The 15576-nt window shown below is 59.0% G+C and carries 14 protein-coding genes; 13 read left to right on the top strand and 1 reads right to left on the bottom strand.

Annotated features, from left to right (window positions below; all coding sequences use genetic code 11):
- Position 1: 1 nt before the first annotated feature.
- Complete coding sequence (locus GGD46_RS13870; protein ID WP_184704719.1) at positions 2-508, bottom strand: DUF1993 family protein; 507 nt, start codon at positions 506-508, stop codon at positions 2-4.
- 375 nt (positions 509-883) lie between these two features.
- Between GGD46_RS13870 and GGD46_RS13865 the strand changes: the two genes are divergently transcribed.
- The 13 genes from GGD46_RS13865 to GGD46_RS13805 all read left to right on the top strand — a co-directional run bounded on the left by GGD46_RS13865 (position 884) and on the right by GGD46_RS13805 (position 15186).
- Positions 884-1813, top strand: a complete 930-nt coding sequence (locus tag GGD46_RS13865) for a sugar ABC transporter substrate-binding protein (RefSeq protein ID WP_184704717.1) — start codon at positions 884-886, stop codon at positions 1811-1813.
- 71 nt (positions 1814-1884) lie between these two features.
- The gene (locus GGD46_RS13860; protein ID WP_184704715.1) at positions 1885-3426 is read left to right on the top strand and encodes a sugar ABC transporter ATP-binding protein; all 1542 of its coding nucleotides are present in this window, start codon (positions 1885-1887) and stop codon (positions 3424-3426) included.
- Between the two features lie 32 nt (positions 3427-3458).
- Positions 3459-4484, top strand: coding sequence for an ABC transporter permease (locus GGD46_RS13855; protein WP_184704713.1), 1026 nt, complete (start codon positions 3459-3461; stop codon positions 4482-4484).
- Between the two features lie 178 nt (positions 4485-4662).
- On the top strand, positions 4663-5733 hold the full coding sequence (locus GGD46_RS13850) for a dipeptidase (protein WP_184704711.1): 1071 nt from the start codon (positions 4663-4665) through the stop codon (positions 5731-5733).
- Positions 5734-5769: 36 nt separating this feature from the next.
- Entirely contained in the window at positions 5770-7410 is a 1641-nt protein-coding gene (locus GGD46_RS13845) for an ABC transporter substrate-binding protein (protein WP_184704709.1), read from the top strand.
- 21 nt (positions 7411-7431) lie between these two features.
- Positions 7432-8499, top strand: a complete 1068-nt coding sequence (locus GGD46_RS13840; RefSeq protein ID WP_184704707.1) for an ABC transporter permease — start codon at positions 7432-7434, stop codon at positions 8497-8499.
- Positions 8496-9422, top strand: coding sequence for an ABC transporter permease (locus GGD46_RS13835; protein ID WP_184704705.1), 927 nt, complete (start codon positions 8496-8498; stop codon positions 9420-9422). Before GGD46_RS13840 ends, GGD46_RS13835 begins: the two co-directional genes overlap by 4 nt.
- Entirely contained in the window at positions 9419-10252 is an 834-nt protein-coding gene (locus tag GGD46_RS13830) for an ABC transporter ATP-binding protein (RefSeq protein WP_184704703.1), read from the top strand. Before GGD46_RS13835 ends, GGD46_RS13830 begins: the two co-directional genes overlap by 4 nt.
- Entirely contained in the window at positions 10249-10998 is a 750-nt protein-coding gene (locus tag GGD46_RS13825; protein ID WP_184704702.1) for an ABC transporter ATP-binding protein, read from the top strand. The genes GGD46_RS13830 and GGD46_RS13825 overlap by 4 nt, the downstream gene beginning before the upstream one ends.
- Positions 10999-11372: 374 nt before the next feature.
- On the top strand, positions 11373-11561 hold the full coding sequence (locus GGD46_RS13820) for a hypothetical protein (protein ID WP_184704699.1): 189 nt from the start codon (positions 11373-11375) through the stop codon (positions 11559-11561).
- 163 nt (positions 11562-11724) lie between these two features.
- Positions 11725-11883: a hypothetical protein gene (locus GGD46_RS13815; protein ID WP_184704697.1), complete on the top strand. Its 159-nt coding sequence runs from the start codon at positions 11725-11727 to the stop codon at positions 11881-11883.
- A 708-nt stretch (positions 11884-12591) separates the two neighbouring features.
- Positions 12592-13746 (top strand): OpgC family protein, encoded by a 1155-nt coding sequence (locus GGD46_RS13810; RefSeq protein ID WP_246806307.1) that lies wholly within the window; start codon positions 12592-12594, stop codon positions 13744-13746.
- Positions 13747-14094: 348 nt separating this feature from the next.
- Positions 14095-15186: a porin gene (locus GGD46_RS13805; RefSeq protein ID WP_184704692.1), complete on the top strand. Its 1092-nt coding sequence runs from the start codon at positions 14095-14097 to the stop codon at positions 15184-15186.
- Positions 15187-15576: the final 390 nt, after the last annotated feature.

The raw sequence follows: 15576 nt of genomic DNA, 5'->3' as shown, positions 1-15576 counted from the left end.
ATCAGCCAAGAGCGCCAAGATAATTCAGCTTGCCGACGGGCAGGCCACGGCTGCGCAGAATGTCGTGCGCCGTGGTCACGTGGAAGAAGAAGTTCGGCAGCGCGAATTTTGCCAGATAATCCTCGCCCTTGAAGGTGATCTTGTTGCCTCCCGGCGAGATCGTCACCTCTCGCGTTTCGCTGCCTTCCATCGTGGCCGGTGTGATTGTCGCCAGGAAATCCTGCGTTTTCTTCAGGCGTTCGCGCAGATCCGACACCGTCGTTTCATTGTCTTCGAAGCGCGGCGCATCGATGCCGGCGAGCCGGGCGATCGCGAGCTTGGCGGTATCGGAGGCTCGCTGGAACTGGCCGGAGAGCGGCAGCATGTCGTCGATCAGGCGAGCGGAGACGAGTTCGTTCGCCTCGATGCCCTTCTCAGCGGCATAGGTTTCGATCTTGTCGAGGTAGGCCGAAAGGTTTTGTAGGCCGCGTTGAAAGACGGGGACCGAGAAACTGTACATTGAGGGCATGTTTGTTCTCCGTTGCGGGCCGCCGCCCGGCGGCCAGAGCCAGTATAATCCTACCCCCTTCCTGTGGCGATGGAATAACCGTTTCATCGGAAGGGGTGCCGATATGTAGGTTCGGTGGGCCGATACTTGCCAGTGGCGCTCGTAAGAAATCCACCTTCTTCGCCTCCCGCGAAGCTGCCTGAAATTAGTATTGACCTTTGCGACGAAAAATGGAATGAATATTCCGTACTTATCGTTTTACGGTTTGTTTGTTCCGTTTTTTCAATGTGGCCGCCATGGGAGTGTCGGCTGAATTGATGACAGGCCCTGCGGTCGAGACCGAGGGCTCCGGCATTAAGGAGGGGTGTGGCCGGACACCGCATCTGGGAGGAAAACATGAAGAAATTCATTCTTGGCACCGCGATGGCGCTTCTGTTGTCGACTGCCGCTCACGCCCAAAACATCGGCGTGTCGATGGCGCTGTTCGACGACAACTTCCTGACCGTTCTGCGCAACGGCATGCAGGACTATGCAAAGGGTCTGAACGGCGTGACGCTGCAGGTCGAAGACGCTCAGAACGATATCGCCAAGCAGCAGAGCCAGATCCAGAACTTCATCGCCAGTAAGGTCGATGCCATCATCGTCAACCCGGTCGATACCGACGCAACGGCTGCCATCTCCAAGCTGGCTGCCGATGCCAAAATCCCGCTGATCTACGTCAACCGCGAGCCGGCCAACGTCGACAGCCTTCCGGACAAACAGGCCTTCGTCGCCTCCAACGAGCAGGAATCCGGCACGCTGGAAGCCAAGGAAGCCTGCCGTCTTCTCGGCGGCAAGGGCAAAGCCGTCGTCATGATGGGCGAATTGTCCAACCAAGCGGCCCGCATGCGCACCAAGGATGTCCATGACGTCTTTGCGACCGACGCCTGCAAGGGCATCCAGATCGTTCAGGAGCAGACTGCAAACTGGCAGCGTACCCAGGGCGCCGACCTGATGACCAACTGGCTCTCCAGCGGTCTCGAATTCGACGCCGTCATCTCCAACAACGACGAAATGGCGATCGGCGCCATCCAGGCGCTGAAGGCTGCCGGCAAGCCGCTGGACAAGATCGTCGTTGCCGGTGTCGATGCGACACAGGATGCGCTTGCCGCCATGCAGGCCGGCGACCTGAAGGTCACCGTGTTTCAGGATGCTGCCGGTCAGGGCAAGGGTGCGGTGGATGCCGCGCTGAAGCTCGCCAAGGGCGATAAGATCGACAAAAAGGTCTATATTCCCTTCCAGCTCGTGACGCCGGCAAACGTCAAGGACTTCGTGAAGAAGAACTGATCGCTGATGATCGACGGATGCGGGCAAGTAAGCCCGCATCCTCACAAATCCGATCTGCCCGGGAGGGAAAAATGGTTGTGAGCCCATCCACCATGGCGGCGGTGCGCGCCAGCGGCGTTGTCCCCAATGCCACCTATCTGCTGAGCGCGGAAGGCATCCGCAAGGAGTTTCCCGGCGTTCTGGCCCTCGACGACGTTTCCTTCCACTTGAAGCGTGGAACGGTGCATGCGCTGATGGGTGAAAACGGCGCGGGCAAATCGACGCTGATGAAGATCCTCGCGGGCATCTATATTCCCGACCAGGGCGACGTGCGCCTTAAGGGCGTCGAAATCCGGCTCAAGTCACCGCTCGATGCGCTGGAAAACGGCATCGCCATGATCCATCAGGAACTCAACCTGATGCCCTTCATGACGGTAGCGGAAAATATCTGGATCCGGCGCGAACCGAAGAACCGCTTCGGCTTCGTCGATCACGCCGCGATGCGGCGCAAGACCGAAGAACTCTTCGACCGCCTGAACATTTCCATCGACCCTGAAATCCAGGTGCGCGAGCTTTCCGTAGCAAGCCGCCAGATGGTCGAGATCGCCAAGGCGGTCTCCTATAATTCCGACGTGCTGATCATGGACGAGCCGACCTCTGCCCTGACGGAGCGCGAGGTCGAGCATCTCTTCCGGATCATCCGCGATCTGCGCACCCAGGGCATCGGCATCGTCTACATCACCCACAAGATGAACGAGCTGTTCGAGATCGCCGATGAATTCTCGGTGTTCCGCGACGGCAAATATATTGGCACGCACGCTTCCACCGATGTGACGCGCGACGACATCATCCGTATGATGGTTGGCCGCGAGATCACGCAGATGTTTCCGAAGGAAGAGGTGCCGATCGGCGACACCGTGCTTTCGGTCAAGGATCTGAGCCTCGACGGCGTGTTCTCGAATGTCTCTTTCGATGTCAGGGCCGGCGAAATCCTCGGCGTCGCCGGACTGGTCGGCTCCGGCCGTTCCAACGTCGCGGAAACCATCTTCGGCGTGACGCCGGCATCGTCGGGCACGATCCAGCTCTTCGGCAAGGCAGCCACGATTTCCTCGCCGGCCGACGCCATCCGTCACCGGATGGCCTTCCTGACTGAAGACCGCAAGGATACGGGCTGTCTTCTCATCCTCAGCGTTCTCGAGAACATGCAGGTCGCAGTGCTGCACGACAAGTTCGTGCGCGGCGGTTTCGTGCAGGAAGGGCCGATCGAGCAGGCCTGCGAGGAGATGGCTAAGAAGTTGCGCGTCAAGACGCCCAACCTCGATGAGCGCATCGAAAACCTTTCCGGCGGCAATCAGCAGAAGGCGCTGATCGGCCGGTGGATGCTGACAAACCCGCGCATCCTGATCCTCGACGAGCCGACCCGCGGTATCGACGTCGGCGCCAAGGCGGAAATCCACCGCCTCGTTACCGAAATGGCGCGCAACGGTGTCGCCGTCATCATGATCTCTTCGGAAATGCCAGAGGTGCTCGGCATGAGCGACCGGATCATGGTGATGCATGAAGGGCGGGTGACCGGATTCCTGGATCGCGCGGAAGCAACTCAAGTGAAGGTGATGGAACTGGCCGCGCAGTAACGCCGCCAACCGTCGCAAGGGAGGATTGAACCATGGTTACCAAAGTTGCAGAGGCGACCGCCCCGGCAGTCACGCGGCCAAGACGCCGCCGTGTTCCGCCCGAGCTCGGCATCTTCCTTGTGCTGATCGGCATTGCGCTTCTCTGTGAAATCCTCGGCTGGATCTTCGTCGGCCAGAGCTTCCTGATGAACCTGCAGCGCCTGAAGATCATGATCCTGCAGGTCTCCGTCATCGGCATCATTTCGGTCGGTGTGACGCAAGTCATCATAACGGGCGGCATCGACCTTTCCTCCGGTTCCGTCGTCGGCCTCACGGCGATGGTCGCCGCGAGCTTTGCGCAGTCCTCGACCTGGGCAAGAGCGGTTTATCCGGCCCTGACGGACATGCCCTTCTTCGTGCCGATCGGCATCGGCCTTCTGATCGGCCTGCTTGCCGGCTTCATCAATGGCCAGCTCATCACCCGGACGAAAATCCCTCCCTTCATCGCTACGCTTGGCATGATGGTCTCGGCACGCGGCCTAGCGAAGCTCTACACTAGAGGGCAGCCGGTCTCCGGCCTCACCGATCAGTTCAATTTCATCGGCTCCGGCATCTGGCCCGTCGCAGTTTTCCTGATCGTGGCAATCATCTTCCATATCGCACTGCGCTACACCCGTTATGGCAAGTTTACCTATGCGATCGGTGCCAATGTGCAGGCCGCGCGCGTATCGGGCATCAATGTCGAGGCACATCTGGTCAAGGTCTATGCAATTGCCGGGCTTCTGGCAGGGCTTGCGGGCATCATCACCGCCGCGCGTGCTCAGACGGGGCAGGCCGGCATGGGTTTGAACAATGAGCTGGATGCGATCGCGGCTGCTGTCATCGGCGGCACGTCGCTCACCGGCGGGGTTGGGCGCATCTCCGGCACCGTCATCGGCACCGTCATCCTCGGTGTGATGATCTCTGGCTTCACCTTTCTCAATGTCAATGCCTACTACCAGGATATCGCCAAAGGGGGCATCATCGTTGCCGCCGTCGCCGTCGACGTTTACCGCCAGAAGAAGCGAGCCAAGCGCTGAAATGCCCGACACATTATCAGCGATCTTGAGGCGGGGTTTTCACCCCGCCTTTTTCGTTTCAGTTGACTGTTCCATGCAAATGCAAATTTTTTTCATTTGGGTATGGCGAATCCTGCCAGCTTTTCTATTCTGGCCGCTTTCCAGTCGCCCCCACCGGGCGCTTCATCCAGGGTAGACGATGCAATCCGTATTCGATGGTCATAACGACGTTCTTTTGAGGCTGTGGCATCATGCGCGCGAAGGCGCCGACCCGATCGCCGAATTCAAGGATGGAATTTCGACCGGCCATATCGATGGACCGCGTGCGCGCGCCGGCGGCCTGATTGGCGGTCTCTGCGCCATCTACATCCCGTCCGGCGATCTCGTCTTTGCCGATCCGGATAGCAATGGCCATTACTCGACGCCGCTTTCCGCTCCTCTGGAGCGGGCGCCTTCGCTTGATATCGCCCTTGAGATGGCGGCGATCGCACTCAGGCTCGATCGCGCCGGCGCCTGGAAGCTTTGCCGCTCCACGGCGGAAATTCGCGATTGCATCGAAAAGGGTGTCTTCGCGGCGGTGATGCACATGGAAGGCTGCGAAGCCATCGATTCCGATCTTGCCGCCCTTGAAACCTTCTATGCCGCCGGCCTGCGCTCGCTCGGCCCGGTCTGGAGCCGCAATAACGTCTTCGCCCACGGTGTGCCCTTTGCTTTCCCCAGCTCTCCGGATACCGGGCCGGGGCTGACGGATGCGGGTTTTGCGCTGGTGCGTGAGTGCAACCGGCTGGGTATTGTCGTCGATCTCGCCCACATCACCGAAAAAGGCTTCTGGGACGTCGCAAAGACCTCGGATCAGCCGCTCGTCGCGAGCCACTCCAATGCGCATGCGCTGACGCCGGTTGCCCGCAACCTCACCGACAAGCAGCTCGACGCCATCAAGGAAAGCCGCGGCATTGTCGGCCTCAACTATGCGACGACCATGCTGCGCGAAGATGCACGCTCGGATATCGATACGCCGATCGAGGACATGGTGCGTCATGTCGACTATCTTGTGGGACGCGTCGGCATCGATTGCGTCGGTCTCGGATCGGACTTCGATGGAGCGACTATCCCGCAGGAAATCACCGATGCGGCAGGCAATCAAAACCTGATTGTTGCCCTTCGCAAGGCTGGCTATGCTGAAACCGATCTTGTAAAGCTGTGCCGGGAGAACTGGCTTCGGATCCTGGCCTCCGCCTGGAAGGAAGACAGCGGAACAAGTGCGTCCTGATATTGTGTAGAGTTTAAAAAAAGGGGAATGAAAACAATGATGATTACCAAGATGAACCGCGGCTTTCGCGCGCTTTCCGCAAGCGCGGCTTTGTCGCTTCTGTTGATGGCGGCGCCGAGCGCTTTCGCCGCAACGCCCAAGGACACGCTGGTCGAAGGCTTCGCGTTCGACGACATTCTGAGCATGGATCCGGCCGAAGCCTACGAGCTGTCCGCCGCCGAAATCACCGGCAACACCTACAGCCTGCTCGTTCGCCTCGACATCAACGATACCTCCAAGATCAAGGCCGACATCGCCGAGAGTTGGTCGGTTTCCGATGATCACCTGACCTATACGTTCAAGCTGAAGCCCGGCTTAAAATTCGCGTCCGGCAATCCGATCACCGCCGACGACGTTGCATGGTCCTTCGAGCGCGTCGTCAAGCTCGACAAGAGCCCGGCCTTCATTCTCACCCAGTTCGGTATCAACGGCGGCAACGTCACGGAGAAGGCCAAGGCCACCGATCCGAACACTTTCACCTTCACCGTCGACAAGCCCTATGCGCCGAGCTTCGTGCTCAACTGCCTGACGGCAACCGTTGCCGAAGTGGTCGACAAGAAGCTGGTTCTCCAGCATGTGAAGCCGGTCACTCCGTCGGCCGACTACAAGTATGACAACGACTTCGGCAATGCCTGGCTGAAGACCGGTTTTGCCGGTTCAGGTCCGTTCAAGCTGCGCGAATGGCGCGCCAACGAAGCCATCGTTCTTGAGCGGAACGAAAACTATTATGGCGACAAGGCGAAGCTGAACCGCGTCATCTACCGTTTCATGAAGGAAAGCTCGGCTCAGCGCCTGGCGCTTGAGAATGGCGATATCGACGTTGCCCGCAACCTGTCGCCGACCGATCTTACCGCGATCGAAAAGAACCCGAAGCTCGCTTCTACCAGCGCGCCCAAGGGCACGATCTACTACATGAGCCTTAACCAGAAGAATGCGAACCTTGCCAAGCCGGAAGTGCAGCAGGCGTTCAAGTCGCTGGTCGATTACGACGCTATCGGCAAGACCTTGATCAAGGGCATCGGCGAAATCCATCAGACCTTCGAACCGAAGGGCATGCTTGGCTCGCTGGATGACAATCCGTTCAAGCTCGATGTCGCCAAGGCCAAGGAACTGCTGGCCAAGGCCGGCCTGCCGAACGGCTTCTCCGTGACCATGGACGTGCGCAGCGTCGAGCCGGATACGGGCATTGCGACCGCAATCCAGCAGACGCTCGGCCAGGCCGGCATCAAGGTGGAGATCATCCCCGGCGACGGCAAACAGAAGCTGACGAAGTATCGCTCGCGCGGTCATGACATCTATTTCGGCAACTGGGGCCCGGACTATTGGGATCCCCATTCCAATGCCGATACCTTCACCACGAACGACGACAATTCCGATACCAGCACCAACAAGACGCTCGTGTGGCGCAATACCTGGACCTCTCCCGAGCTGGAGAAGCAGGCCAAGGCTGCGCTCTTCGAAGGCGATGCGACCAAGCGTGGCGCCATGTATCAGGACATCCAGAAGAAGTTCATGGAAGCCAGCCCGTTCGTCATCCTCTACCAGCAGACGGAAGTCGCCGGCTATCGCAAGGATGTGAAGGACTTCAAGCTCGGTCCGAGCTTCGACAACAACTTCGTCTGGCCGATCTCCAAGTGATGATCCGGCAGGATTAGTTCTTTGAGCACTGTCGAACGGAAAATGCAGGTGCGGCCCCAAAAGGGCCGTGCCGCCCCCTTTTTCATGGGTCTGCTACGGTTTCTTACCGTAGCGGTCACGACCTATCTTGGCCTTCTGGCCGTTACCTTCTTCATAGGGCGTGTCATCCCGATCGATCCGGCATTGGCGATCGCCGGCGACCATGCGCCGCAGCAGGTACTGGAGCGTCTGCGGCGCGAAATGCATCTCGATGCGCCGCTCTATCTGCAATTCTATTACTACCTGATCAGCGCGCTGAGTGGCGATTTCGGCATCTCGGTGTTGACCACCAATCCCGTCATGGACGATATCAAGCGCGTCTTCCCGGCGACGATGGAGCTTGCGACCGTCGGCACGATCATAGGTGCCGTGTTCGGCGTTCCCTTTGGCGTTCTGGCCGCGGTGCGCCGGAACAGTTTCATCGACCAGATCGTTCGCGTCATCGGCCTTGTCGGCTACTCGGTACCGGTCTTCTGGCTTGCGATGGTGTCGCTCGTCATCTTCTATGCGAAGCTGAACTGGGTGGCCTATCCCGGGCGCATCGACATCGCCTATGAGTATACCTTCACGCCGATCACAGGCTTCTTCCTGCTCGATAGCGCCCTGCAGGGGCAGTGGGACGTCTTCTGGGATGTCTTCCGCCACATCATCCTGCCGGCATCGCTGCTCGGCTACTTCTCGCTTGCCTATATCAGCCGCATGACGCGCAGCTTCATGCTGAACGAGCTGGGCCAGGAATATGTCGTTGCCGCCCGTGCGAAGGGTCTTTCCGAGACGCGGGTGATCTGGGGGCATGCCCTGCGCAGCGCCATGGTGCCATTGATCACGGTCATCGCGCTTTCCTACGCAGGCTTGCTCGAGGGCTCGGTGCTGACGGAGATCGTGTTCTCCTGGCCCGGCATCGGCTTCTACATCACCAGCTCGCTGCGCAATGCCGATATGAACGCCGTCCTCGGCGGCACGATCATCGTCGGCACGGTTTTCATCGGCATCAATCTTATTTCCGATCTCCTGTATCGGACTCTCGATCCAAGGACTCGACGTAAATGACGGCTGAGACCACCCAACCCAGCTTGCGGGACTGGCTGCTGTCCGATCGGCCGCAGTCACGCCGGCAGGCAAGACTCGGGCGCGCCTATGTCACCTGGCGGCAATTTTCCGCCAACCGCCTGGCTGTCCTCGGCCTGCTGATCATCATCGCGCTCGTGGTGGTGGCGGCATTTGCCGATGTCATCGCGCCGCACTCGCCCGTCATCGGCGACCTGACCAATGCCTATCTGCAGCCGCCCGGCACGCCGGGTTATCTTCTCGGCACCGACGATCTCGGTCGCGACATTCTTTCGCGCCTGATCTACGGATCGCGATGGACGCTCTACATCGTCGTTCTGGTGGCGATCATATCGGCGCCGATCGGGCTGATCATTGGCATGGTGTCGGGCTATATGGGCGGCTGGGTCGATGTGATCCTGATGCGCATCACCGATATCTTCCTTGCCTTTCCGAAGCTCGTACTGGCGCTTGCCTTTGCCGGCGCGCTCGGCGCCGGCATTGAAAACGCCGTCATTGCCATCGCGATCACTTCCTGGCCGCCCTATGCGCGCCTGGCGCGAGCCGAGACGATGACGGTGCGGCACTCCGACTATATTTCCGCCGTGCAGCTGATGGGCGCTTCGTCGCTTCGCATCATTTTCCGTCACATCATGCCGCTTTGCATCTCCTCGGTGATCGTGCGCGTGACGCTGGATATGGCAGGCGTGATCCTGACCGCCGCCGGCCTTGGCTTCCTCGGCCTCGGTGCACAGCCGCCGCTGCCGGAATGGGGTGTCATGATCGCCAGCGGTTTCAAATACTATCTCGATCAATGGTGGGTGGCGGCCATGCCCGGCATCGCGATCCTGATCGTCAGCCTCGGCTTCAACCTGCTCGGCGACGGCCTGCGCGACGCGCTCGATCCGAAGGAGAGCGGCCAATGACAACGCTGTTGACCGTAGACAATCTCAGGGTTCGCTATCCGACGCGCACTGGCGTCATCGAGGCGGTGCGGGGCGTGTCTTTCACGCTCGGCCGCGAAAGGCTCGGGATCGTCGGTGAAAGCGGCTCCGGCAAGTCGCAGACCGGCCGGGCCATCATGGGACTGACGCCGCCGCACGCGCTCGTCAGTGCCGACACCCTGAATTTCAGCGGCATCGACCTTTTGTCGATTTCCGCCAAGCAGCGCCGTTCCTTGCGCGGCAAGCGCATCGCCATGGTGTTGCAGGATCCGAAATATTCGCTCGATCCCGTCATGACCATCGGCAAGCAGATCACCGAGACGCTGCGCACGCATGAGACGATCAGCAAGGGTGAGGCGCGGGACCGCGCGCTTGCCATGCTGGAGGCCGTTCAGATCCGCGATCCCGGCCGCGTCTACGACCTGCATCCACATGAAGTCTCGGGTGGCATGGGCCAGCGCGTCATGATCGCCATGATGCTCATTGCCGGACCGGAGCTGCTGATCGCCGACGAGCCGACCTCGGCGCTCGATGTGACCGTGCAGCTCGATGTTCTCAAGATCATGGACAAACTGGTGTCGGAACGCGGCATGGGGCTGATTTTCGTGTCCCATGATCTGCGGCTGGTTTCCTCTTTCTGCGATCGTGTGCTCGTGATGTATGCGGGCAAGGTCGTGGAGGAGCTCAAGGCGTCGGAGCTTACCAATGCCCAGCATCCCTATACGCGCGGCCTGCTGAACTGCATGCCCGTCATCGGCGAGAGCAGGCATCCGCTGCCTGTGCTCGACCGCAAACCGGAGTGGGCGGCATGACGGCAGCACTTGCGGTTGACGGCCTCAGCGTCGTTTATAACGGTTACTATGCTCTCGATGCCGTCAGCGTCGACGTGAACAAGGGCGAGTCCTTCGGGCTGGTCGGCGAATCCGGCTCAGGCAAGTCGACGCTGCTGCGTGCCGTGGCAGGCCTTGCTCCCGTCACCGACGGTACGATCCGTGTCGGCAGCGAACAGCTGAAGGGGGCAAGGCGCAGCAAGACCTTCTATCGCCAGGTGCAGATGGTGTTTCAGGATCCCTATGGCTCCCTGCATCCGCGCCAGACGATCGACAGGCTATTGCTGGAGCCGCTGTCGATCCACGGGATCGGTGACGCGGAGACGCGAATTGCCAGGGCGCTCGATGAAGTGGGCCTCGGAAACGGTTTTCGTTTTCGCTACCCACATCAGCTCTCTGGCGGTCAGCGTCAGCGTGTCGCCATCGCCCGTGCGCTGATCGTCGAGCCGTCGATCCTGCTGCTTGACGAGCCGACGTCGGCGCTCGACGCTTCGGTACAGGCCGAAGTGCTCAATCTGCTCGAACAGGTGCGCAAGGATCGTCAGTTGACTTTCGTCATGGTCAGCCACGATCTCGGCGTCGTCACCCATATGTGCGAGCGTCTCGCCGTCATGCGCAATGGCGCAGTCGTCGAGAGGCTGACGGCAAGAGAGCTGGCAGCCGGCGACGTCAAGGAAGACTATACGCGCAATCTCATGGTTGCCAGTAAGGGCTTCGTCCGCGCCTGAGCGGACGATTTCAACCAGCCTGTTAACTTAAAGCGGCCCAGCGTTTCACTAGAGGCGGATGATTTTAGGTCTGTTCGACCTAAAATCTGAATCCGCCCTAGAATCAAATAAGTAGAGCGTGATGTCGTCCGAAAACCGCTAACACTTTTCGGCATCGTGCTCTAAATCGCGGGGTCGCTTTAACTGCTTGTTTTGATGGAATTCCTGACGGAAATCAGCCGCTTCGCCTTTGCCGGAACGGCGTGGTGAGCGCACCGTTGAAACACGACCAATCGTATAGACTATTGACACCTGCCGCAATTCTGTCATGATCTCGTTAATGGCGGTTAACTTTCGTGATCCCGATCATGGGTCACACGCAAGTGGAGGCAGGTATGTTTTTCATGGGTGGCATGACCATGGGCTATCTTCATCCGCCGGTCCCGGCGAAGCAGGAAGGTGCGCGGTCTACCTCCCTTTCCGATGACAAGTGCCGCCGCCAGGCCGGACCTGCCGAAGAGCAGGCTGCCGATGCAAGCGCCATAGAGCGCAGCTTGATTTGGGCTCGACGCATTCTTTGCTGATTTGGCTGTGCCGATCTTTTGAGCCCCAGCAATCCAGTGGTTTATTTTTTCTCGAGCGATCTTCTGGACAGAAATTCATCTCTACCTAATTGATAGGAAATGTATGAATGTCTGTTTCGAGTTCGACACGAGACGCATAAAGAAAAACGAACGGAGGCAACACATGGCGAATTTGGGCATTTCGAATGCGCATGTGAATCAGTTCGATGGTTCCAAGCGGGCTGCGAAGACGCGGCAGAAGATTCAGACGGCAGTTCACGTCGTGCTGTTTTCCGCGGCGTTCCTGTTTGTCGCGGCTATTGTTTGCGGCATCGTGGTCTGATCGAAGCCGCTTGCGGATAAGGCGATCTGAGCGTTCCAGTATCGGTCGTCTTCGTCTTACTTAGTTCCCAACATAACTGGCATTGAAGGCGTGGCCGGCGGGATTGTCGGTGCCGCGCCTTTTAAGCGCTTCGCTCACTTTGTGCGAAGCGGCCATATCCTGTCGAAAAGAACGGTTTCTGCTCGATATGCAAGCCCGACCGGCCTTGCACGCGATCGTGATTGCGGCGATATCGATCGTGTAAAGCCCCGACTCGCGGCGGCTGATATCTATTGTAGTGAGAGAATGACCGCCGTGGCGGCAGGTCCTGACGTGCAGGATCCGCCGATGGATGGCATCGCGTCGCGATCGAAGGCATTTTCGGCTTTGTATCACGATGGCAGACGCCATGTTGCGCCGATACTGCCTTAGACATGGGATGGCTTTTCGGTGGACATTGAACCGCCGGGCGGAAAATGTCTGGTTCCGTCTCAAAAGCGCCCGATGCGGCGGGATACTCGGTCATCGTAATTTACAGGCGGTTATCCCTTCCAGGAGGGACGGCCGATTAGACAGTCGCATTTCTGCACTGTTTTGCGTCGTCGTTCGACGGCAAGGAGGGAACTCTTTGGCTTCGATCGCATTTGATTGACGGAACAGGAGAGTTTCATGAGCTCAAGGGCGAATATCGGCCCGGCAACGGCAAAGCAGATCACTCTGCCGAAGCCGATGTCTCAGAGGGATACGCGGCTCGATGTCCTCAGAGCCTTGGCTCTGATCATGATCTTCATCAATCATGTGCCCGGGCAAATTTTCGAATTCATGACCTCGAAGAACTTCGGTTTTTCAGATGGCGCCGAAGCTTTCGTGTTGATCTCCGGCATATCGGTCGGCCTTGCCTACGGAACCCGGTTTTCTCCCGGCAACCGGCTGTCTGTGGCGTGGAAGGCGGTCAGGCGCGCATTCACGCTCTATACCGCGCATATGATCACGACTTTCGTGACCTTGGTGCTGTTCATTTCCGGTGCGTGGATATTCCAGCAGAAGGGCTTGCTGTGCGAGGTGAATATCCTTGCCCTGCTCATGGACCCGGCCGGCGGTATTCCGGCGCTGCTCACGCTTGGACATCAGATCGGCTACAACAACATCCTGCCCATGTACGCCGCCCTGTTTCTGATGCTGCCGTTGATCATGCTGCTGGAGGCGAGGAGTCCGTTGCTGCTGCTTCTGGTTTCCGCGGGCGTTTGGCTGGTGTCCGGTATCTACTACATCGCGCCCCACACGACATTGCTTGAAGGCTTCTGGTTCCTCAATCCGCTGTCCTGGCAGTTCCTGTTCGTCATCGGCTTTGCCGCCTGCATGCACGTGAAGAAGGGCGGCCGGATATCCGCCCATCCGGCCTTGATCGCACTCGCCGCTGTTTATGTTTTCGTGTCTTTCGTCTGGGTCACGGACAAGCTCTGGGTGCTCGGCGACTATCTGGCGATGCTGGGCTTGCCGACCGTGATCACCGGCTTCGACAAGACCTTCCTGTCGCTGCCGCGACTGCTGCATGTGCTGGCGTTGGCCTATCTGATCGTCAGCGTGCCCGCGATTTCGCAGTTCCTGCGTCGTACCGCCCATCATCCGCTGACGATCCTTGGGCGGCATTCGCTCAACATCTTCGTTGCGGGCACGATCCTCGCCATGGCCGGTCAGGTTCTTCTCTACGTGACAAACAAGAGCCCTGTCGTCGGTGCGATCTATGTCGTCATCGGGGTCACTGCGCAGTTCCTCTATGCCTATCATCTCGAGAACAGACGGCTTCAGGCTGCCGGTCAGCGTTCTGCAAAGATACCGGAGGGAGCGGCGACCATGGTTGCTCCTGTTGCAAAGCGCCCCTGAGAAAGCCTTCAAGGCAGCCGCGCATATGGCGCGGCTCAACCATCTGATTTCCTTGAAGTAATGTTTGTGACGCTTTCACGAAGGAAGTGTGACGTGATTTTTCTGCAACGCGAAATATTTGCGCCGCATCGTGGCGGAAATTTAAGTGCCCAAAATCTTGTTGTGCAAAATTTAATTGTTATATCGTCGATGTGACGGCGCTCGGGAAGTGCCGCCATCGCGTCGCCGGCTTTTCCAAGGGGGATAGCCGCGCATTCGTGGGGATTTGTCAAAATAGGGAAATGGGTGCGGACGTCGAATTCTCGGCGCGATAGCTCATGTCCAATCGATACTGAATTGGAGTAATCTATGAATATCAGAAGTCTTCTTCTCGGTTCGGCCGCCGCTTTGGCAGCTGCATCGGGTGCGCAGGCGGCTGACGCCATCGTGGCCGCCGAGCCGGAACCGCTTCAATATGTTCGCATTTGTGATGCTTATGGCCCCGGCTACTTCTTCATTCCCGGCACGGAAACCTGCCTCAAGGTCGGCGGTCGCGTCCGTACCGAGGGCGAATGGTACGATGCCTACAACGCCCGCAGCAAGAACGGCACGCTCTGGCATACCCGCGCAGAGCTATCGGTCGACACCGCGACCGACACCGAATACGGTCCGCTGAAGACCAATACGGTCGTCCGCTGGGACTGGAACGACGGCAACACGACCAGCACGAAGCTGCTCTGGGCCAATATCAGCCTCGGTGGCTTCCTCGTCGGTAAGGCGGACTCGCAGTACAATTCCTACATGGGCTATGCCGGCAACGTCATCAACGACGATGTCATCTATGACGGCCCGAAGGAACTCAACCAGCTGACCTATAAGTATGATGCCGGCAACGGCTTCACCGCTGTGATCTCGGTGGAAGATTCCAACTCGTCGGGTGATACCTCGTCCTATGGCGGCGCTTGGCAGACCGGCAAGGGCAACCACTACGCTCCGGACGTCGTTCTCGGTGCGGGCTACAAGACGGGTGCTTGGACGCTCCGCGTCATCGGCGGCTATGACAGCGTCGTCGAAGAGGGCGCGATCAAGGCTCGTGTCGATGCCGATTTCGGCGCCTTCAAGGCCTTCCTGATGGGCGGCTGGAATACCGACGGCGACAAGCTGAACAAGTATGCCGGCTCTTACCTCAACAGCAACCGCTCCGCTTGCCCGACCAACGGTGCCGATTGCGGCTGGGGCGACTGGGCTTTCTGGACCGGTGCCAGCTATCAGCTGACCCCGAAGCTGCAGGCCAATGCTCAGGTTGCCTACACCGACTCGAAGATCTTCGCCGCGACCGCCAATGTTGCCTGGCGCCCGGTCAAGGATCTGCTGGTCCAGCCGGAAGTCTCCTACACGAACTGGGATGCTGCCGATCGCGACCAGTGGGCTGGCGTACTCCGTTTCGAGCGCAAATTCTGATCCGATCCCGGTTGGGCGCCGATGCTAACTCCTGGTGTCGCTCAATCGAATTGACCTCCGATCAGAAAGCGGAAAGGCCCGGTTTTCCCGCCGGGCCTTTCTTTGTTTAGGGTGGCCGTGTATTCCGGGCGCAAATTTCTCGCGGACAAAGCCCCTCACCCTAACCCTCTCCCTGCCTGCAGGGAGAGGGGATTATTCCGTGTTTGCAGCACCATCTCGCATATGCTGACGACTGAAGACGTTGGTCTCACGCGGTAAACTCTCTCTCTCCGTTTCAACGAGGAGAGGGCCATATGGGCTTAAGGTGAGGGGGGCATACATCGAACCCGGTGTCGCCCCTGCCTGACAATCATCGCCAGGCTCAAAGCCTCGACAGCAAAAAGCCGGGAG

Origin of the sequence: Martinezella lusitana, assembly GCF_014207095.1 — a bacterium.
GTDB classification, from domain to species: domain Bacteria; phylum Pseudomonadota; class Alphaproteobacteria; order Rhizobiales; family Rhizobiaceae; genus Rhizobium; species Rhizobium lusitanum_B.
The sequence above is the reverse complement of the archived record's forward strand: the minus strand, read 5'-3'. Positions and strand labels throughout refer to the sequence as shown.